The following is a 19,400-nucleotide window of genomic DNA, read 5'->3' as shown; positions in this document are numbered from 1 at the left end:
TTATTTGCTGTCCTTACCGACATGCAGAATGGCGAGGAACGCTTCCTGTGGCAGCTCAACGTTGCCAACCTGCTTCATTCGCTTCTTACCATCTTTCTGCTTCTGCAACAGTTTCTTCTTACGGCTGACGTCACCGCCATAACATTTGGCGAGCACGTTTTTACGCAGCTGTTTAACCGTTGAACGTGCGATGATGTGGTTACCAATGGCGGCCTGAATAGCAATATCAAACTGCTGACGCGGGATGAGATCTTTCATCTTCTCAACCAGTTCACGGCCGCGATAAGGGGCGTTGTCGCGGTGCGTGATCAGCGCCAGCGCATCCACGCGCTCTGAGTTGATCAGAACGTCAACGCGCACCATGTCAGAGGCCTGGAAACGCTTGAAGTTGTAATCCAGCGAGGCATAACCGCGTGAGGTCGACTTCAGACGGTCGAAGAAGTCGAGCACCACTTCTGCCATCGGAATTTCGTAGGTCAGCGCGACCTGGTTGCCGTGGTAAACCATGTTGGTCTGCACGCCACGCTTCTCAATACAGAGCGTAATGACGTTGCCCAGATACTCCTGCGGCAGCAGCATGTGACATTCCGCAATCGGTTCACGCAGCTCTTCAATGTTGTTCAGTGGCGGCAGCTTAGAGGGGCTGTCGACATAGACCGTATCACCGCTTGTGGTCACGACTTCATACACAACCGTCGGCGCGGTGGTGATCAGGTCGAGATCGTATTCACGCTCCAGACGCTCCTGAATGATCTCCATGTGCAGCAGACCCAGGAAGCCACAGCGGAAACCAAAGCCCAGCGCCGTTGAGCTTTCTGGCTCATAGAACAGCGAGGCGTCGTTCAGGCTGAGCTTGCCGAGCGCGTCACGGAAGGCTTCATAGTCATCGGAGCTGATCGGGAACAGACCGGCGTAAACCTGCGGCTTCACTTTTTTGAAGCCAGGCAGCGCTTTGTCAGCCGGGTTGCGGGCGGTGGTCAGGGTATCGCCCACCGGCGCGCCGAGGATATCTTTGATGGCGCAGACCAGCCAGCCCACTTCACCGCAGTTCAGTTCGGTACGGTCGACCTGTTTCGGGGTAAAGATGCCCAGACGATCCGCATTGTAGGTCTGGCCGGTGCTCAGGACTTTAATCTTGTCGCCTTTGCGCATGGTGCCGTTTTTCACACGCACCAGTGAGACCACGCCCAGGTAGTTATCAAACCAGGAGTCAATAATCAGTGCCTGCAGTGGCGCTTCCGGATCGCCTTCCGGCGGCGGAATATCGCGCACTAAACGTTCCAGCACGTCAGGCACGCCAACGCCGGTTTTGGCAGAACAGCGCACCGCATCGGCGGCATCAATGCCGACGATATCTTCAATCTCCTGCGCCGCGCGCTCAGGGTCGGCAGCCGGCAGGTCGATTTTGTTCAGAACCGGCACTACTTCCAGATCCATCTCAATCGCGGTGTAGCAGTTCGCCAGTGTCTGCGCTTCAACACCCTGACCGGCATCCACCACCAGCAGTGCCCCTTCACAGGCAGCCAGTGAGCGGGACACTTCATAGGAGAAGTCTACGTGGCCCGGGGTATCGATGAAATTGAGCTGGTAAGTTTCGCCGTCTTTCGCATGGTAGTCGAGTGTGACGCTCTGTGCTTTGATGGTGATGCCACGCTCACGCTCCAGATCCATAGAGTCAAGAACCTGCGCAGCCATTTCGCGGTCTGTGAGGCCACCGCAGATCTGAATAAGGCGGTCAGAGAGCGTGGATTTACCATGGTCGATATGAGCGATGATGGAGAAATTTCTTATGTGCTTCATTTATAGGGATATCTTCGCTTAAAATTCAGTTGAAAACCTGAGCACAGACACATTCAGGAAGATCGCTCTTTACCCACAATCCTGTCAGCCTCATTAATGACGACGCATATTACACTGTTAACGCCGCGCATAAAAGAATGGAACGAGGTGGAAGCGAAACAGATATCTGCGCAGGGCAGAACGGACAAAGGCCGCGGAGTGCGCGGCCTGGACGTGCATTACGCTTCGCTTTCGACACGCAGCGCATCGGGAGGTAAAGCGATGTTGAGGATCACCGGCTGAAAGGCTTCGCGATCGCCAAATTTCAGTGAAACGCCTTTGGCGATAATAAAGCCGCCAACGCCGCCCAGCAGCGCACCGCAGGCCGCCGCCAGATCGCTGCTGAACAGCGACTGAAACAGACCCGACACCAGAAAGAGGCCCAGCAGCGGCGTCATGTAGACCAGCAGCGCCGAACCGAGCAGGCTGCTCTCTCTGATGCCCAGTTCGATCCGCTGCCCCGGCTGCAGTGGCTCGCTGCTGGCGATCTGCATCACGTGAGCATTTTTCGGGCCGAGTTTATTCAGCATATGACTGCCACAGCCTTTGCGCGCCTGGCAGCTGTTGCAGGAGGTTTTTGCTTCAGTGTGCAGCGTGGCGATGCCATCCTGCCATGCCACCACGGTGGCCCATTCTCTCATCATTTCTGTGATCCCAGGTCGATGCTGTCCGCAATACGTTTAGCGGTTGAAGGCGGTATCTCGCCAATCACCGCAATCTCGTAATTATTGCGCACAACAGTCTGAACCGTACGACGCCCAGTGCGCAATGTCTGGGTAAGGCTGGTTTTATCCGCCGGCGTCACGTTGATCGCAAAACTGAACAGGCCGTCGCTGTAGAGCTTCGATTCCATATTTTTGTTCAGCGCCGGCAGCGAACGGCGATTCTGCGACACCAGTGACATCCCGGCAGGGATCCAGCCTGGCTGCCAGGTGAGCGTGACCGCATCCCCTTTCGGCACCGACAGCGACGGCGGCAGATTGGCTTTCTCCAGCCCCTGCATCAGGTTACGCACCCCCTCATCCACCGCAAAACTGATCACGCGGAACTGCTCCAGCGTTTCACCATCACGGTCAAGCAGGTCAATGCGCAGCGGCAGTTTGGTGTCGACATCCAGCCAGACCACATAGCTGTAGCGGGTCCCATCCCGTGAAACGATACGCAGTACATCACACATCTGATCGGCAATGCGCGAGCGTCCCACGGTAATAAAATCGTAGGCGCTGGCCAGCTTGCTGAAGTCAGCAAAAATCACAGACGGCAGTGCGTCAATGATGTGATTGCCGGGAAGCGAAAAGGGATCGAGGCCAGGTTCGAAGTAACTGATATCGTTGCCGCGCTGGATCACTTCCCGACGCGGCCCGTCCATCTGCAGCAGCTGAGCGAATATCCGGTTATCAATCACAGCATGACGATAGCGCAGCGATTCGATGCCGATGCGGGAGACGTTGATATAGGCGAATTCGTAGTTGAGGTTCTGGCTTGCCTGTTCCATCTGCTGCAATAGCGCCCCGGACGCCGAAGTTTGCGCCGGGGAGACAGATGACCACAACAGGCTGCCTGCCAGCAGGCTAACAGCATACCAATGCGGCTTCATTACTGCTGCTGCTGTCCTAAAGATTGGTTTCCGGGAACATCCACCTGTGCCTGTTTAGGGGCATCGGTTTCGAATTGCAGCTGATCAGCGTGCAGACGACGCTGCAGTTCATAATCCTGCAGCATCGCATTGACGCGACGACGTTGATCCTGAACCTGCTGATTAGAACTGTTGGTGTCAAACGCATCAGACGGCACGCCCAGGCTGACCGGCGACGCTTTACCCATCATCGGCAGCGTATTGAACACCGGCGAGTCAGAGGTCTGAGTCGCGCTGCCCTCAGGCTGATTGTAGTGCTGAACACCCACGATGACGGCCAGTGACACACAGGCTGCCACACCCACCTGCGTCAGCTGAGCTGCCCACGGACGCGCTTTTTTCCAGAACGGCATTTTTTCCCAGCGGGAAGGTTCTGGCTGAGCTTCAGGAATCAGCGTTGTGACAGAACGCAGCGGTTCTTTTTCGATAGCAGCAGCGACGCGCGCAGAGATATCGAAATGCAGGTGCTCACTCACGTCACCGCGCATGGTATCGCGGATGAGGTGATAGCTTGCCCAGCTTTTCTGCAGTTCTGCGTCCTTCGATAAGGCGGAAAACAGCTCGTTATCTAAGGTCTCACCATCCATTAAAGCGGAAAGTTTTTCTTTCTGCATGCCTATGTACCCTTCCAGTAGCCGTTATCACTGACGTTGGATAAGCGGTTGAACTTTGTTATCAATAGCCTCTCGCGCACGAAAGATACGTGATCGAACAGTGCCTACCGGGCAATCCATAATGACGGCGATCTCTTCATAGCTCAGGCCGTCCAGTTCCCTGAGGGTGATTGCCATACGCAAGTCCTCGGGTAGCGCCTCGATGGTACGAAAGACAATTTGTTTCAATTCGTCAGACAACATTAAGTTCTCAGGGTTCGAAATTTCTTTTAATGCGCCCGCACTTTCGAAATTTTCTGCGTCAATCGCATCCACATCGCTGGATGGCGGACGACGCCCCTGAGCAACCAGGTAATTTTTCGCTGTATTGACCGCAATGCGGTACAGCCAGGTATAAAAGGCGCTATCGCCACGGAATGAATCCAGTGCGCGATACGCTTTGATAAATGATTCCTGTACGACATCAGGCACATCGCCTGAAGGTACATAGCGTGAAACCAGGCTCGCCACTTTGTGCTGGTAACGAATCACCAGTAAGTTGAAAGCTTTTTGATCTCCCTTCTGAACCCGCTCGACAAGAACCTGATCCGTTAACTGCTCGCTCATCCGAGGTAATGTCTCCCCAAACTTTTCTTACGCATAAAGTAACTGCCAGCACATCTCATTGGTTCTGAGCAAGCATGCGCTTAGAGTTGTGATGTGGTGCGAAGTTCACTTCCCGACCTGATATTTGCCGCTCCGGAATTGATTACACAGGTTGTTCGTTTTCGTTCAGTGTAAGGAGCGCAAATCGCAGGCAGAGTAACCTATGACAACAGCTTTTTCATCATTAAATCCTCCGCCGATAATAAGTTTGGTATAGAAAACAGAGCTCAAATTGTACTGTTTATAACTTAATGATTATCGGTGATTTTTCTGAATTCACACCGTGAATCTGCGAACTTTTGTTTAAAATACTTCACAGCGACCGGCTCAGGGCTTATGCTCAGGGCAATCTTTGTTTAGTAAATTAAACACCATGACAAATGCGAATCCGGATTATCAGTGTGATGTATTGATTGTGGGCAGCGGTGCGGCGGGCCTCTCTTTAGCGCTTCGCCTGGCGAAACAGTATCAGGTCACGGTGCTCAGCAAAGCGCAGGTCAATGAAGGCTCTACGCTTTATGCTCAGGGCGGCATTGCGGCGGTGTTCGATGAGACCGACAGTATTGAAGCGCATATAGAAGATACGCTGATTGCCGGCGCAGGGCTGTGCGACCGGGAGGCGGTCTCGTTTATCGCCAGCAATGCGCGGCACTGCGTGCAGTGGCTGATCGACAACGGCGTTGCCTTTGATCTCGATCCGCAGGCCTCAGGCGAGATGCGCTATCACCTGACGCGCGAAGGCGGACACAGCCATCGCCGTATTCTGCACAGTGCCGATGCCACCGGTCATGCGGTTGAAACCACGCTGGTAAGCCAGGCGCTCAGCCACCCCAATATCCGCATTCTGGAACGCACCAACGCGGTCGATCTGATTCTTTCCGATAAAATCGGCCTGCCTGGCCCGCGCCGGGTGGTGGGTGCCTGGATCTGGAACCGTAACCGCGAGCAGGTGGAAACCTGTCAGGCGCGGGCGGTGGTGCTGGCGACCGGCGGCGCCGCCAAAGTGTATCAGTACACCACGAATCCTGACGTCGCCTCCGGTGACGGGATCGCGATGGCCTGGCGTGCGGGCTGCCGGGTCGCCAACCTCGAATTTAATCAGTTTCATCCTACCTGCCTGTTTCATCCCCAGGCGCAGAACTTCCTGCTGACTGAAGCCCTGCGCGGAGAAGGCGCCTGGCTGGTGCGTCCCGATGGCAGCCGTTTCATGCCCGATTTTGATGAGCGCGCCGAGCTGGCTCCGCGCGATATCGTCGCACGCGCCATCGATCATGAGATGAAGCGGCTGGGCGTGGACTGCATGTATCTGGATATCAGCCACCAGCCGGAAGAGTTTGTGCGCGCCCACTTCCCGATGATTTATGAAAAGCTGCTGACCTTTGGCTTCGACCTGACCCGGGAACCGATCCCGATCGTGCCTGCTGCCCACTATACCTGTGGCGGCGTGATGGTGGATCAGCATGGGCAGAGTGACGTCAGCGGCCTGTATGCCATCGGAGAGGTGAGCTACACCGGCCTGCATGGTGCGAACCGCATGGCCTCCAACTCGCTGCTGGAGTGCCTGGTCTATGGCTGGTCAGCCGCCGAAGCGCTGATTCAGAGCCTGCCTGGCATAGAGGCTGTGACCACCCTGCCCGCCTGGGATGAGAGCCAGGTCGATGATGCCGATGAGCGCGTCGTCATCCAGCACAACTGGCATGAGCTGCGGCTCTTCATGTGGGATTATGTCGGCATTGTGCGTACGACGCGGCGACTGGAGCGGGCTTTGCGCCGCATCACCCTGCTTCAGCAGGAGATCGATGAGTATTACCGTCACTTCCGCCTCTCCAATCATCTCCTGGAGCTGCGGAATCTGGTTCAGGTGGCGGATCTGATGGTGCGCTGTGCGCTGGAGCGAAAAGAGAGTCGCGGCCTGCACTACATTCGCGACTACCCGAACCTGCTGCCTGAGGCGCGACCGACAATTCTGACGCCGCCCGGCTACATAAAGAGATAGAACGCCCGCGTCAGGCTGCACCACTCATCCGAATAGTGGGTGTCTGCTGCGCGGATAGCGAGCCGCTCCAGCAGGGTTTCGCCAGGCTGCGGCGAGAAGCCCAGCACAACCCGGTGCGGCGGACGATGGGCATACTCCGCCACATCAAGGCGCGAACGCAGATGCCAGCCATCCGCCTCTGCCAGCGCGATAAAATCCTGGCCGATGGCGGCAGGCAGCACCACGCAGAACATCCCCTCCTCCTCAATCAGTAACGCCGCGCTGCGCAGTAACGTCTGATGGTCGAGCGAGGCTGTGGCGCGGGCGCTGTCCCGCGCTGGCGTAGAACAGGCCACGCCAGGCGCAAAGTAAGGGGGATTGCTGACGATGAGGGAGTAACGCGCGGTGGACTCCTCTGCCCAGCGGGCGATGTCGTGCTGATGCACCCGGATTCGTTCAGGCCACGGCGACTGCTGCACATTCTCCTGCGCCTGCTGCGCGGCCTCTGGCTCTAATTCAACCGCATCGACCAGCACCTGCGACGGTGTACGCTGCGCCAGCATCAGGGCAATCAGCCCGCTGCCACTGCCGATATCCAGAATGCGCCTGACCCCGGCCACCGGTGCCCAGGCCCCGAGCAGAATGGCATCGGTTCCTACTTTCATCGCACAGCGATCGTGCGCGACAAAAAATTGTTTAAAGGTAAAACCGTTCTTGTTTAACTGTGGCCGTTCACGCGGCTTATCCTGCATCATTCTTCACTACCATCGTTTTTTCCTGCCGTCCGGCAGCGCATGAGTGTAACGTGGCAACAGAGGGAATTCACGCGGCAGACACCCCCAGGCGCAGCGGAAACGGATTAACAGATGAAGATTCAGTCTGATCTGTCTATAATCAGCGCCCCAAACTGAGGTAGACCATGACAGTAACCACATTTTCCGAACTCGAACTCGACGAAAGCCTGCTACAAGCGTTGCAGGAAAAAGGCTTCACGCGTCCAACAGTGATTCAGGCTGCTGCAATTCCGCCCGCGCTGGAGGGCCGCGACGTTCTGGGTTCGGCACCTACCGGGACCGGGAAAACCGCCGCCTATCTGTTACCGGCGCTGCAGCACCTGCTTGATTTTCCGCGCAAGAAATCTGGCCCGCCACGCATCCTGATTGTGACCCCGACCCGCGAACTGGCGATGCAGGTCGCCGAACATGCGCGTGAACTGGCGAAACATACCCATCTGGATATCGCTACCATCACGGGCGGCGTGGCCTACATGAACCACGCCGAAGTGTTCAGCGAAAACCAGGATATCGTGGTCGCGACCACCGGCCGCCTGCTGCAGTATATTAAAGAAGAGAACTTCGACTGCCGCGCTGTGGAAACGCTGGTGCTGGATGAAGCGGACCGTATGCTGGATATGGGCTTCGCCCAGGATATCGAAACCATCGCGGCTGAAACGCGCTGGCGCAAACAGACCCTGCTCTTCTCCGCCACGCTGGAAGGCGACAATATCCGCGATTTCGCCGAACGTCTGCTGAACGATCCGGTTGAGCTGGAAGCGGATCCGAGCCGTCGCGAGCGCAAAAAGATCCAGCAGTGGTACTACCGCGCTGACGATCTTGAGCACAAAACCAAACTACTGATCCATCTGCTGAAGCAGCCGGAAGTGACACGCAGCATCGTGTTCGTGCGCAAGCGTGAGCGTCTGCATGAGCTGGTGAGCTGGCTGCACGAAGCGGGGATCCGCACCAGCTATCTGGAAGGCGAAATGGTGCAGGCGAAGCGTAACGAAGCAATTAAACGTCTGAGTGAAGGACGGGTGAACGTGCTGGTTGCCACCGACGTTGCGGCGCGCGGCATCGACGTTGAAGATGTCAGCCACGTCTTCAACTATGACATGACGCGCACCGCCGATACCTATCTGCACCGTATTGGCCGTACCGGTCGCGCCGGTCGTAAAGGCATCGCCATCTCGCTGGTGGAAGCGCACGATTACGTCCTGCTGGGTAAAATCACCCGCTACGTTAATGAGCCGATTAAAGCGCGCGTCATTGACGAGCTGCGTCCGGTGACCCGCGCTCCAAGTGCGAAAACCACCGGCAAACCGTCGAAAAAGGTGCTGGCTAAGCGCGCAGAGAAGAAAGCGAGCGAAACTGAAAAACCCCGCGTAAAAAAACGTCATCGTGACGCCAAAAATATCGGCAAACGCCGTAAGGCAAGCGGCAGCGCGGCCGCTAACGAGAATGCGGAATAAAACAGCGCTTAAACAAAAAAATCGCCTCTGATGAGGCGATTTTTTTTAGCTGACAGCTGTTAACAGCCTTTTCACACCATTTTACCTGCCTGATCGCATTGCTGGCGATACTCACTGACCGGCTCGCTGTACATGACTCTCTATCTTGCTGATAAGGATGATAAAATATGCTGTATGCGCTTTGCGTTTATTTTCAGCGTCCGATCACTCAGGCCACTTAAAGACTTTCGGTAAAAGTACGGGCAATCACGTCACGCTGCTGTTCAGGTGTGAGTGAGTTGAAGCGCACGGCATAGCCCGACACGCGGATGGTCAGCTGCGGGTAGTTTTCCGGGTGCTTCACCGCATCTTCCAGCGTTTCACGACGCAGCACGTTGACGTTCAGATGCTGACCGCCTTCAACACGCACCTGCGGTTTGATTTCTACCGGAACTTCACGATAAGCAAATTCGCCCAGCTCGCTGATAGCCACAACCTGGTCTTCTTCATAACCCCCGGCGGCACACAGGCAACGCGCCTGGGCTTTCTCTTCGTCCAGCAGCCAGAAGGAGTTCAGCAGGTTGGCATGGTTGGATTGAGTGATCTGGATTCCTGTGATCATCTTTGCATCTCCCGAATAATAGGTGAATAAATCAAATTTAAGGCTCCGGTATACCACCCATCCTTTCGACCAGCCTTGACCTGCATCAATCTTCACCCGGCGCTCTGTGGCCATTCAGGCTAACCCGTTGATCTGAAAATGCATTACCACTTAACTTTATTTGTATTTTTCAAATTTATTTTACCTTCAGCTGGGCGGCAGGAACGGCTAAGCTTACGGCACTAACGGAAAGGGAGTTAAACATGGCTGAAAAGCTGACCTGGCACGACGTGCTGGCTGAAGAGAAACAGAAACCCTATTTTGTCGAGACGCTGAAGCTGGTCGCCGATGAACGCGCTGCGGGGGTCACCGTCTATCCGCCGCAGAAAGATGTCTTTAATGCCTTTCGCCTGACGGAACTGGGCAACGTCAATGTCGTCATCCTCGGCCAGGACCCCTATCATGGCCCTCACCAGGCACATGGCCTGGCCTTCTCTGTGCTGCCAGGCGTTCAGGTGCCGCCATCCCTGCAAAATATCTATAAAGAGTTGCAGCAGGATATTCCGGGCTTTGAGAAACCCAGTCACGGCTTCCTGGAGAGCTGGGCGAAACAGGGTGTGATGCTGCTGAACACCGTTTTAACGGTCGAGGCGGGCAAAGCGCACTCCCATGCGCGATTCGGCTGGGAGACATTTACCGATAATGTGATTGCAGCGATCAATCAGCATCGTGAAGGGGTCATTTTTCTGCTGTGGGGATCGCATGCCCAGAAGAAAGGCAGCATCATCGATCGCCAGCGCCATCATGTATTGCAGGCGCCGCACCCTTCGCCGCTCTCTGCGCATCGCGGCTTTTTCGGCAGCCACCATTTCTCAAAAACCAACGAACTGCTCAGCGCGGCCGGAAAAAAACCGGTGGACTGGACGCCGGTTTTACCGGACTGACGCCAGAATGCACACGGCCGCGTCAGTGCGCGGCCGTGTAGCGGGATTCCGGTGCTGAATCAGCCTTTGGCTTTGGCAACGGCAACCATCGCCGGACGCAGCAGGCGACCATTCAGCGTATAACCGCGCTGCATCACCAGCATGACATGGTTAGGCTCGAACTCTTCCGACTCCATCATCGACATCGCCTGATGCACTTCCGGGTTAAACGGCACGCCGGTTTCGCCGACCACTTCAACACCGAATTTACGCACGGCACCCAGCAGACCTTTCAGAGTCAGTTCAACCCCTTCGATCATAGGCGCCAGCTGTGAATCTTCTTTGTTCGCCACTTCCAGCGCGCGCTCAAGGCTGTCGATAACCGGCAGCAGTTCGTTGGCAAATTTCTCCAGCGCAAATTTGTGCGCCTTCTCAACGTCCATTTCCGCACGACGACGAATGTTTTCGACTTCAGCCTGCGCACGCAGCTGAGCATCACGCACGCCGGTCTGCGACTGCGCTAATTCAGCTTCGAGCTGAGCGATACGCTCATCACGCGGATCCACCTCTGCCGCTGTCTCCGCTTCCTGAGGTTGCTGCTGATCCTGCTGAATTTCGTCTGAGACTTGCTCGTTTGGGGTGTTCTGTTCTTTACTACTCATGAATTTCTCCGCGTTTTGCACATTCATTTCGCTGGTTGGCTTATTATGGGGATTGAAATAGCGGTTTCAAGGGAACCTGTCACATTGCCTTGCCGTTTTGGCTTATAAGGAACACCGACCAGATGAACAAACACTTTAACTGCATTGGTATTGTGGGTCATCCACGCCATCCCACCGCGCTAACCACGCATGAGATGCTCTGGCGCTGGCTGACAGCCAAAGGTTATCAAGTGATCGTCGAGCAACAGATTGCGCAGGAGCTATCGCTTCACGATGTGCAGACCGGCACGCTGGCGGAGATTGGTCAGCAGGCCGATTTAGCGGTGGTGGTAGGCGGTGATGGCAATATGCTGGGGGCTGCACGGGTGCTGGCCCGTTACGACATCAAGGTGATTGGCATTAACCGCGGTAACCTCGGCTTTCTTACCGACCTCGACCCTGACAATGCGCAGCAGCAGCTGGATGAGGTGCTGCAGGGCAACTATTTTGTCGAGAGCCGCTTTCTGCTGGAAGCGCAGGTGTGCAAATCGGCCTGTTCGCCGCGCATCGGCACCGCCATCAACGAGGTGGTACTCCATCCCGGTAAAGTTGCGCACATGATCGAATTTGAGGTTTACATCGATGAGGTGTTCGCCTTTTCGCAGCGCTCTGACGGACTGATTATCTCCACCCCTACCGGCTCGACCGCCTACTCGCTCTCTGCAGGGGGCCCGATTCTGACACCGTCGCTGGAAGCGATCGTGCTGGTGCCGATGTTCCCGCATACGCTCTCGGCGCGGCCGCTGGTCATCAACAGCAGCAGCACCATCCGCCTGCGCTTTTCGTCCCGCCGCAGCGACCTGGAAATCAGCTGCGACAGTCAGATTGCCCTGCCGATACAGGAGGGCGAGGATGTTCTGATCCGGCGCAGCAATCATCACCTCAACCTGATTCACCCTAAAAACTACAGCTATTTCAACACGCTGAGCTCTAAACTGGGCTGGTCAAAAAAATTGTTCTGAAAAGGGGTGCAGCCTCTTTACTGGATAAAAAACCAGTTTATACTGTATGAAAAACCATATGTGTTTATTCGTACAGGTGAACCTATGCTGGCCCAACTGACCATCAGTAATTTCGCTATCGTTCGTGAGCTCGACATTGATTTCCACCGCGGCATGACAGCCATCACGGGTGAAACCGGTGCCGGTAAGTCCATCGCGATTGATGCGCTGGGATTATGTCTTGGCGGTCGTGCTGACGCCGACATGGTGCGTCAGGGAGCCAGCCGGGCTGACCTGTGTGCCCGCTTCCAGCTTAAGGCCTCCCCTTCAGCCCAGCGCTGGCTGCTGGATAATCAGCTGGATGATGGCAACGAGTGTCTGCTGCGCCGGGTGATCAGCGCCGATGGCCGTTCGCGCGGCTTTATCAACGGCACCGCGGTCCCGCTCTCTCAGCTGCGCGATCTTGGTCAGCTGCTGATTCAGATCCACGGTCAGCATGCCCATCAGCTTCTGCTTAAACCCGATCACCAGAAACATCTGCTGGATGCCTATGCCGGCCATGATGATCTGCTGCAGCGCATGCGTGCCAGCTATCAGACCTGGCATCAGAGCTGCCGCACCCTGGCGCTGCATCAGCAGCAGGCGCAGGAGCGCGAAGCGCGCCGTGAACTGTTGCAGTATCAGCTTAAAGAGCTGAACGACTTTGCCCCGCAGCCGGGTGAATATGAGCAGATCGACGAAGAGTACAAGCGTCTGGCGAACAGCGGCCAGTTGCTGTCAACCAGCCAGCAGGCGCTGCAGATGCTCTCCGACAGTGATGACACCAATCTCAACAGCCTGCTCTACAGCGCCCGTGAGCTGATTTCTGAGCTGACCTCGCTGGATGAGAAGCTGAACGGCGTGCATAACCTGCTGGAAGAGGCGGCTATCCAGCTGAGCGAAGCGAGCGATGAGCTGCGTCACTACTGTGACAGCCTCGATCTGGACCCTAATCGCCTGTACGAACTGGAAAAACGGATTTCACGCCAGATAGCCCTGGCGCGTAAGCATCACGTCACGCCAGAAGCGCTGCCTGAACTGCATCGGCAGCTGCTGGATGAAGCGGAGCTGCTGTCACAGCACGAAAGCGATCAGGAGAGCCTGCAATCGCTGGTCGGTGAACACTATCAGGCGGCTCTTAAGAGCGCCGAAGAGCTTCATCAGCAGCGCAGCCACTTTGCAGATGAGCTGCAGCATCTGATTACTCAGAGTATGCATCTGCTCTCGATGCCGCACGGCCAGTTTAAAATCGCCCTGACCTTTAACCCGGATCAGCTGACGGCTGATGGCGCAAGCCGCGTCGACTTCCAGGTCACCACTAACCCTGGTCAGCCGTTGCAGCCGCTGGGTAAAGTGGCGTCAGGCGGTGAGCTGTCACGTATCGCGCTGGCGATTCAGGTGATCACCGCGAAGAAAATGGAAACGCCGGCAATGATTTTCGATGAGGTTGATGTCGGTATCAGCGGCCCGACCGCCGCTGTCGTAGGTAAACTGCTGCGTCAGCTGGGTGAATCGACGCAGGTTATGTGTGTCACGCACCTGCCGCAGGTCGCCGGTTGCGGTCATCAGCACTTCTTTGTGAGCAAAGAGACCGACGGCGCAATGACTGAAACCCACATGCAGCCGCTGGACAAGCGGGCGCGCCTGCAGGAACTGGCACGACTGCTGGGCGGCAGCGAGGTCACCCGCAACACCCTGGCGAATGCAAAAGAACTTTTAGCCGCATAGCAGCGCACTTTTTTAACCTGACGGGGTCATATGCTTGCTCTGCAGAGGTTTCCAACAGCGAAAAGGTTTATTATCATCGGCACTTATGTCGCCAGAGTAATAAAGCCTGCCGCAGGCAGAGTTCAGATTTTGATGGCAATAAAATCGCCTGTTGAGGCGTTTGGCCCCGGAAAAGGAATGTATAGATGCGCTGTAAAACGCTGACTGCCGCGGCAGTGGTAATGTTGATGATGACCGCCGGATGTTCCACTTTAGAGCGCGTGGTCTACCGTCCTGATATCAACCAGGGCAACTATCTGGTTGCCAACGATGTGGCCAAGATCCATACCGGTATGACACAGCAGCAGGTGGCTTACACCCTCGGCACGCCGATGATGAAAGACCCGTTTGGCAGCAACGTCTGGTATTACATCTTCCGTCAGGAACCCGGTCATGAGCGCGTCAAACAGCAGACGCTGACGCTGACCTTTGATGGCAACGGTGTGCTGACCAACATCGACAATAAGCCGAATCTGTCTCAGAACAGCGATTAATCACACCCCAGAGAGTCTGAAAAACAGGCAGCAAAAAGGCGCACCGAGCGCCTTTTTTATGTCCGTTATCTGTAAAGCCAGAAAGAACTTATTTTTTGCTCACCGCAGCCCGCTCTGCACGCTGACGACGAAGCTCTTTAGGATCGGCAATCAGCGGACGATAAACCTCGATACGATCGCCCTCATTTACCTCATCATCCAGCTTCACCGGCCGACTGTAGACGCCGACCTTGTTGCTGGCGAGGTCAATTTCCCGACGCAGCTCCAGTAATCCTGATTTTACGATGGCCTGTTCTACCGTGCTGCCCTGCTCCACTTTGACATAGAGCTGATACTGCTTTTCAGGCAACGCATAGACCACCTCAACGGTGATGTCAGGCACTGTAGACCTCTTTGGCGCGCTGGGTGAAAGCCTGGACCATGCTGTTGGCAAGCTCTTTGAAGATGCGTCCAAAGGCCATCTCTACCAGCATATTGGTAAATTCAAACTCCAGGCTTAATTCGACTTTGCAGGCGTCATCGCCCAGCGAGACGAACTTCCATCCGCCGGTCAGCTTACGGAACGGGCCGTCAACCAGCTGCATATGGATGCTCTGGTTATCCGTAAGGGTGTTACGGGTGGTAAAGGTTTTGCTGATACCCGCTTTCGAGACATCCACAGATGCCGTCATCTGATTCTCTGACGCATCCAGCACGCGGCTTCCGGTGCAACCCGGCAGGAATTGCGGATAGGCATCCACATCATTTACAAGTTTGTACATCTGCCCGGCACTAAACGGGACCAGTGCCGAACGACTAATCTGAGCCATAATGGTTCCTGTTCATCAAGAAACCGCTGAATAATAGCATTTTCAGCGATCAAACAAAAATGTCCCTGGTAAAGGGTGTGCTAGAATATCCCGTTTCCTGCTGCCCCGCTGGACTGGGGATGCGATAACCGACTAAGTGATGTAAAATACGCCTCATTATGACAAAGAAAAAAGCACACAAACCCGGTTCGGCCACTGTTGCCATGAACAAACGCGCCCGCCACGAATACTTCATCGAAGAGGAGTATGAAGCGGGATTATCGTTACAGGGATGGGAAGTTAAATCACTTCGTGCCGGTAAAGCCAACATCAGCGACAGCTATATTCTGCTGCGCGATGGCGAAGCGTTCCTGTTCGGTTCAACCTTTCAACCCTTAGCGGTTGCGTCCAGCCATGTGGTCTGTGACCCGACCCGTAACCGTAAGCTCCTGCTGAAGCAACGCGAACTCGACTCCCTCTATGGGCGCGTTAACCGCGAAGGTTACACCCTCGTGGCGCTGTCGCTTTACTGGAAGAACGCCTGGTGCAAACTGAAGATTGGTGTGGCACGCGGTAAGAAAGAGCACGACAAGCGCGACGACATCAAAGACCGTGAATGGAAATTAGACAAAGCCCGTATCATGAAGAATTCAGCGCGCTAAACACTGGATTTTATGCTGTTTAATTGCTAATATTTGAAGTTCTGGGGCTGATTCTGGATTCGACGGGATTGTGAAGCCTTAGGAGCATGCCGAGGGGCGGTTTGCCTCGTAAAAAGCCGCAAAAAAATAGTCGCAAACGACGAAAACTACGCTTTAGCAGCTTAATAACCTGCTCTGAGCCCTCTCTCCCTAGCTTCCGCTCTTAAGACGGGGATCAAGAGAGGTCAAACCCAAAAGAGATCGCGTGGAGGCCCTGCCTGGGGTTGAAGCGTTAAATCCAATCAGGCTAGTCTGTCAGTGGCGTGTCTGTTCGCAGCTGACCGGCGAATGTAAAAACTGACTAAGCATGTAGTGCCGACGGTGTAGTAATTTCGGACGCGGGTTCAACTCCCGCCAGCTCCACCAAAATTCTTTCGCGGCGATACCAGAATCGTCCGTTTAAGTCCTGAAAGCCCGCACGGTGAAAGCCTTGCGGGCTTTTTTGTGTCTGTGGCCTGCTGGTGCCCTCCTCGATAGTCGCGACGATTTGCCATTCCTGATGCTGACTCTTTTAATTTTTTATGGAGTGTTATTGAGTTCTACTGCAATGATTTATTCATTTCTAACCAGTATGCTGCCATCAGCAGATGGCTTTTCCTCCATAGATTAAGCGTGATATATTATTATCAAATTTTAATGCGTATGATGCGGGCGGCATAAATGATCACTATTGAGCATGCAGTTGATTTAGCTAGACCTTGGGCAATGAAGCTATTCGAAGAAAAAATACTCCCTTTTCTATTTAATAGAGGCGCTGACTTTTATAAGAAAGAAAAGAATATTTTTAAGCTAAAAAATCAGATGTCTGACTATTTAGCAAAAACAAAAGCGCAATGCTCATTAATTAACTCGCTGGCTTTCCCAAACATTCTAAAAAAGGTTAATGATATATATGTCCCACTAACTCTATCAAAGTTAGACTCTAGAGAAACAAGTGATCATATAGTTCGTAGGGGCGATATACTTTTAGAGCAATTTAAGAACATTTTAATAATAGACAATGCCGGAATGGGTAAGTCGACGCTGATGAAGAAAATCGTTGTCGACGTCATAGACAACTCGGGTGAAATCCCCATATATATAGAATTAAGAACCCTTAACAACAGCCCAATTATAGATCAAATTAAAAACCTTATAGGGCTAGATAGCTTCAAGGATGATAGTACATTAAAAAGAATACCTTTCACCTACTTCTTTGACGGTGTTGATGAAATACCTTTCGACATTAAGAATGATCTAATAAAAAGAATAAAAACCTTTAGCGATGAAATGTCTGAATCTAAAATAATTATAACCTCAAGACCAGACCAGTCTCTACTCGAATTGCATTCTTTTAGTAGATTTAAAATTCGACCACTAAATTTAAATCAATCATATGATCTAATAAAGCTGTATGATATAAACTCATCGAAGATTGGCAATAGCTTAGTCCTTTCCAATAAACTTATTACCGAAATAAAAGCGATGAAGGAAGCAGATAATAGCGCCATCATTGAATTCTTAACAACACCCTTATATGTTTCTCTTCTTTTCTGTTCATATAAATATAAACCTGTAATCCCGAGACGCAAGGACCTTTTTTACAGCCAAGTTTTTGAAGCGCTTTTTGAGACTCATGATCTCAGTAAAGAAACAGGTTACGTTAGAAGAAAAGAGTCTGGATTAGACATAACTGACTTCAGCATAATTTTGCGCAGATTAGCTTTCTGGTGTTTAAAAAACAATGGTAGATTAGAGTTCAGTAGAGGAGAGCTTGAAAGTGTACTGACTGGCATCATCGAAAAAATCAAGGGAATCAATGTAAAACCTATAAAGTTTATAAGTGATCTTACATATTCAGTCCCCTTATTCATTAAGGAAGGTTCGCTTTATCGTTGGTCTCACAAGTCACTAATGGAATATTTTTGTGCTGAGTTTATTTGTATTGAGGTTAAAGATAAGAGAGATGAATTGCTACTGAAAATGTATGAAAGCAATAGCCCAGTCAAATTTAAAAACATAATTGAACTTTGCTCTGATATTGATTATGATTCTTTCAGAAAGTCCATACTCAAACAAAGCCTTCACGAATATTTCGAACATTCAGAAAAAATATCATCTTTTGAAGCCCTTAATGAAAGTGATAAAGAAATTTGGACGAGCATTAGTTTTTTCTCTGATTTAAGCCTACTTCTAACTCCCTATAGTCACGCAAGTTTAGGAGATTTCGATATATTTGAAAATGAAAAAACTCCTAATAGCAATTTTGAAAACAGCTTTATAGGATTTCGTGATTACGTCACTCACATCACATATCCATCCTCTCTCAAGAGCACTGTTTTCGAAATAATTAGGTTAAGGAACCCGGAATATTTCTTCAGAGAAAAAGATTATTACGATAGATTATACTTTGACGCACTTAAAGTGCCGGAAAACATGATAATCAGGACTAAAAATGGAGAGGTTGTTGCTTTTAACAATGAGATCATCCCAGATATTATAGGTATTATACTTCAGTTTAGGCATACTTTGACGACTCCTGTAATACAAAGACAAGCAGCTAGCAAGATTCTACATGATATTACTTCAGACACATCTAACGGGGTAAATGACTTACTCGAAGGGTTTGACTAAAAAATCAACCATCAGCCATATATCATATTTCATGCTTGGATTTCATGACTCAGTATAGAATTAGTTAATGTAAGATGTGTTTATGAGGGCTGAATTTTTCGCCGATGAATGCCCTCCTTCGTTCTGGAATCCTTGACACTAAGCACTCAGGTGTTAGAAGTGCAGTAGTTAAAGCATATCTAACGATACAAGTTAAGTCTTAACAGATCTTGAAAGATAGGTTGATAAATGAGATTGGTATACGCTCAGGTATACCAATCATAAAAAAACACAAATAAATAATATAATCTGATAGTTGAAGAGCATATTCAGACTCCGCCAGCACAGAGCCATCCGCCAGCGTCCGGGAAGCCCTCACAGAACAAGCCCTGCGTTTTTTTTCCTTAAACTTACCCCGCGAAAACCGAAAAGAACGAATCAAACCCTAACCTTTTAAACATCTCATAAAGCTTTATCATTTTGACAAGGCTAAAAGTAAGGGGCCTGGTATTGATAAGTTGGCGTTCCTGAGCTGAAATCCCGCCTCTGCATCATGGAGAAAACTAATGATTTATTCATCAGAGAATCGCTTCTTCATGTGAATATCCTCATATGGATTATAAAGGCATTATTAACATCGTGGAGTATTAATCAATGGTGAGCAAGTCATATCAGGTATAGAGGCCCTCAAGTTCAGCATCAGCGATATTCAGTCTAGTCATGCAGTCGTAAATTACCTTTCTGTCAGCATTGCTAAAGCACGAGTGCAAAGCAGCCTGACCCGGCAGAATACCGTGGAAGGTGGCGCAGACCAGCGGCCAGTTAACGTGGTTTTCTTCCTGCGACGCTCATTTCGCCATCATTACATCTCTAACCATATGTCGTACATTTTCAGCCTTCATCTTATTAAAAGCTCA

Annotated in this window: 18 protein-coding genes and 1 other RNA gene; 9 read left to right on the top strand and 10 right to left on the bottom strand. The window is 52.3% G+C overall.

Going from position 1 to position 19,400, the window contains the following annotated elements; translation table 11 throughout:
- The 5 genes from lepA to rpoE all read right to left on the bottom strand — a co-directional run bounded on the left by lepA (position 1) and on the right by rpoE (position 4,695).
- Positions 1 to 1,800, bottom strand: coding sequence for a translation elongation factor 4 (lepA, locus tag OJ965_RS07210; RefSeq protein WP_111208328.1), 1,800 nt, complete (start codon positions 1,798 to 1,800; stop codon positions 1 to 3).
- A 218-nt stretch (positions 1,801 to 2,018) separates the two neighbouring features.
- Positions 2,019 to 2,483 (bottom strand): SoxR-reducing system protein RseC, encoded by a 465-nt coding sequence (gene rseC, locus OJ965_RS07205; RefSeq protein ID WP_111208329.1) that lies wholly within the window; start codon positions 2,481 to 2,483, stop codon positions 2,019 to 2,021.
- Positions 2,480 to 3,436, bottom strand: a complete 957-nt coding sequence (gene rseB, locus OJ965_RS07200; RefSeq protein ID WP_009088656.1) for a sigma-E factor regulatory protein RseB — start codon at positions 3,434 to 3,436, stop codon at positions 2,480 to 2,482. The genes rseC and rseB overlap by 4 nt, the downstream gene beginning before the upstream one ends.
- Positions 3,436 to 4,089, bottom strand: coding sequence for an anti-sigma-E factor RseA (gene rseA / locus OJ965_RS07195; protein ID WP_009088654.1), 654 nt, complete (start codon positions 4,087 to 4,089; stop codon positions 3,436 to 3,438). Before rseA ends, rseB begins: the two co-directional genes overlap by 1 nt.
- A 27-nt stretch (positions 4,090 to 4,116) precedes the next feature.
- Positions 4,117 to 4,695, bottom strand: coding sequence for an RNA polymerase sigma factor RpoE (rpoE, locus tag OJ965_RS07190; RefSeq protein ID WP_009088652.1), 579 nt, complete (start codon positions 4,693 to 4,695; stop codon positions 4,117 to 4,119).
- Positions 4,696 to 5,107: 412 nt separating this feature from the next.
- Here rpoE and nadB point away from each other — a divergent pair, with 412 nt between their 5' ends.
- On the top strand, positions 5,108 to 6,730 hold the full coding sequence (nadB, locus tag OJ965_RS07185) for an L-aspartate oxidase (RefSeq protein ID WP_154927486.1): 1,623 nt from the start codon (positions 5,108 to 5,110) through the stop codon (positions 6,728 to 6,730).
- On the opposite strand, the gene trmN is transcribed toward nadB, so the two are convergent.
- Positions 6,715 to 7,464 (bottom strand): tRNA(1)(Val) (adenine(37)-N(6))-methyltransferase TrmN, encoded by a 750-nt coding sequence (trmN, locus tag OJ965_RS07180; RefSeq protein ID WP_154927485.1) that lies wholly within the window; start codon positions 7,462 to 7,464, stop codon positions 6,715 to 6,717. The two genes, nadB and trmN, sit on opposite strands and share 16 nt — an antisense overlap.
- 164 nt (positions 7,465 to 7,628) lie before the next feature.
- Between trmN and srmB the strand changes: the two genes are divergently transcribed.
- Positions 7,629 to 8,957: an ATP-dependent RNA helicase SrmB gene (gene srmB, locus OJ965_RS07175; protein WP_150028959.1), complete on the top strand. Its 1,329-nt coding sequence runs from the start codon at positions 7,629 to 7,631 to the stop codon at positions 8,955 to 8,957.
- Between the two features lie 217 nt (positions 8,958 to 9,174).
- On the opposite strand, the gene grcA is transcribed toward srmB, so the two are convergent.
- Positions 9,175 to 9,558: an autonomous glycyl radical cofactor GrcA gene (grcA, locus tag OJ965_RS07170; RefSeq protein WP_009088643.1), complete on the bottom strand. Its 384-nt coding sequence runs from the start codon at positions 9,556 to 9,558 to the stop codon at positions 9,175 to 9,177.
- Between the two features lie 242 nt (positions 9,559 to 9,800).
- Here grcA and ung point away from each other — a divergent pair, with 242 nt between their 5' ends.
- The gene (gene ung, locus OJ965_RS07165) at positions 9,801 to 10,481 is read left to right on the top strand and encodes a uracil-DNA glycosylase (RefSeq protein WP_265138517.1); all 681 of its coding nucleotides are present in this window, start codon (positions 9,801 to 9,803) and stop codon (positions 10,479 to 10,481) included.
- 59 nt (positions 10,482 to 10,540) lie between these two features.
- Here ung and grpE read toward each other — a convergent pair whose 3' ends face one another.
- Positions 10,541 to 11,122: a nucleotide exchange factor GrpE gene (gene grpE, locus OJ965_RS07160; RefSeq protein ID WP_009088632.1), complete on the bottom strand. Its 582-nt coding sequence runs from the start codon at positions 11,120 to 11,122 to the stop codon at positions 10,541 to 10,543.
- Between the two features lie 122 nt (positions 11,123 to 11,244).
- On the opposite strand from grpE, the gene nadK reads away from it, so the two are divergent.
- From nadK to bamE, 3 genes are all read left to right on the top strand, one after another.
- Positions 11,245 to 12,123, top strand: a complete 879-nt coding sequence (nadK, locus tag OJ965_RS07155) for an NAD(+) kinase (protein WP_009088631.1) — start codon at positions 11,245 to 11,247, stop codon at positions 12,121 to 12,123.
- An 84-nt stretch (positions 12,124 to 12,207) separates the two neighbouring features.
- Positions 12,208 to 13,869: a DNA repair protein RecN gene (recN, locus tag OJ965_RS07150; protein WP_154927483.1), complete on the top strand. Its 1,662-nt coding sequence runs from the start codon at positions 12,208 to 12,210 to the stop codon at positions 13,867 to 13,869.
- A gap of 185 nt (positions 13,870 to 14,054) precedes the next feature.
- Positions 14,055 to 14,402, top strand: a complete 348-nt coding sequence (gene bamE, locus OJ965_RS07145) for an outer membrane protein assembly factor BamE (protein WP_009088629.1) — start codon at positions 14,055 to 14,057, stop codon at positions 14,400 to 14,402.
- Between the two features lie 88 nt (positions 14,403 to 14,490).
- Here the strand turns inward: bamE and OJ965_RS07140 are convergent, their stop codons facing one another.
- Complete coding sequence (locus OJ965_RS07140; protein WP_009088628.1) at positions 14,491 to 14,784, bottom strand: RnfH family protein; 294 nt, start codon at positions 14,782 to 14,784, stop codon at positions 14,491 to 14,493.
- Positions 14,777 to 15,211 (bottom strand): type II toxin-antitoxin system RatA family toxin, encoded by a 435-nt coding sequence (locus OJ965_RS07135; RefSeq protein WP_009088627.1) that lies wholly within the window; start codon positions 15,209 to 15,211, stop codon positions 14,777 to 14,779. Before OJ965_RS07135 ends, OJ965_RS07140 begins: the two co-directional genes overlap by 8 nt.
- 158 nt (positions 15,212 to 15,369) lie before the next feature.
- On the opposite strand from OJ965_RS07135, the gene smpB reads away from it, so the two are divergent.
- The 3 genes from smpB to OJ965_RS07120 all read left to right on the top strand — a co-directional run bounded on the left by smpB (position 15,370) and on the right by OJ965_RS07120 (position 18,504).
- Positions 15,370 to 15,852 carry an SsrA-binding protein SmpB gene (smpB, locus tag OJ965_RS07130; protein WP_009088626.1) on the top strand — a complete coding sequence of 161 codons (483 nt, stop codon included), beginning with the start codon at positions 15,370 to 15,372 and terminating at the stop codon, positions 15,850 to 15,852.
- A 43-nt stretch (positions 15,853 to 15,895) separates the two neighbouring features.
- Positions 15,896 to 16,257, top strand: a transfer-messenger RNA (tmRNA) gene (ssrA, locus tag OJ965_RS07125).
- A 294-nt stretch (positions 16,258 to 16,551) separates the two neighbouring features.
- Positions 16,552 to 18,504 (top strand): NACHT domain-containing protein, encoded by a 1,953-nt coding sequence (locus OJ965_RS07120; RefSeq protein WP_046102389.1) that lies wholly within the window; start codon positions 16,552 to 16,554, stop codon positions 18,502 to 18,504.
- Positions 18,505 to 19,400 lie beyond the last annotated feature (896 nt).

The sequence above is a fragment of the Pantoea anthophila genome (assembly GCF_026104315.1).
GTDB classification, from domain to species: Bacteria; Pseudomonadota; Gammaproteobacteria; order Enterobacterales; family Enterobacteriaceae; genus Pantoea; species Pantoea anthophila.
Note: the sequence above shows the minus strand (reverse complement) of the source record. Positions and strands in the feature narration are given on the sequence as shown.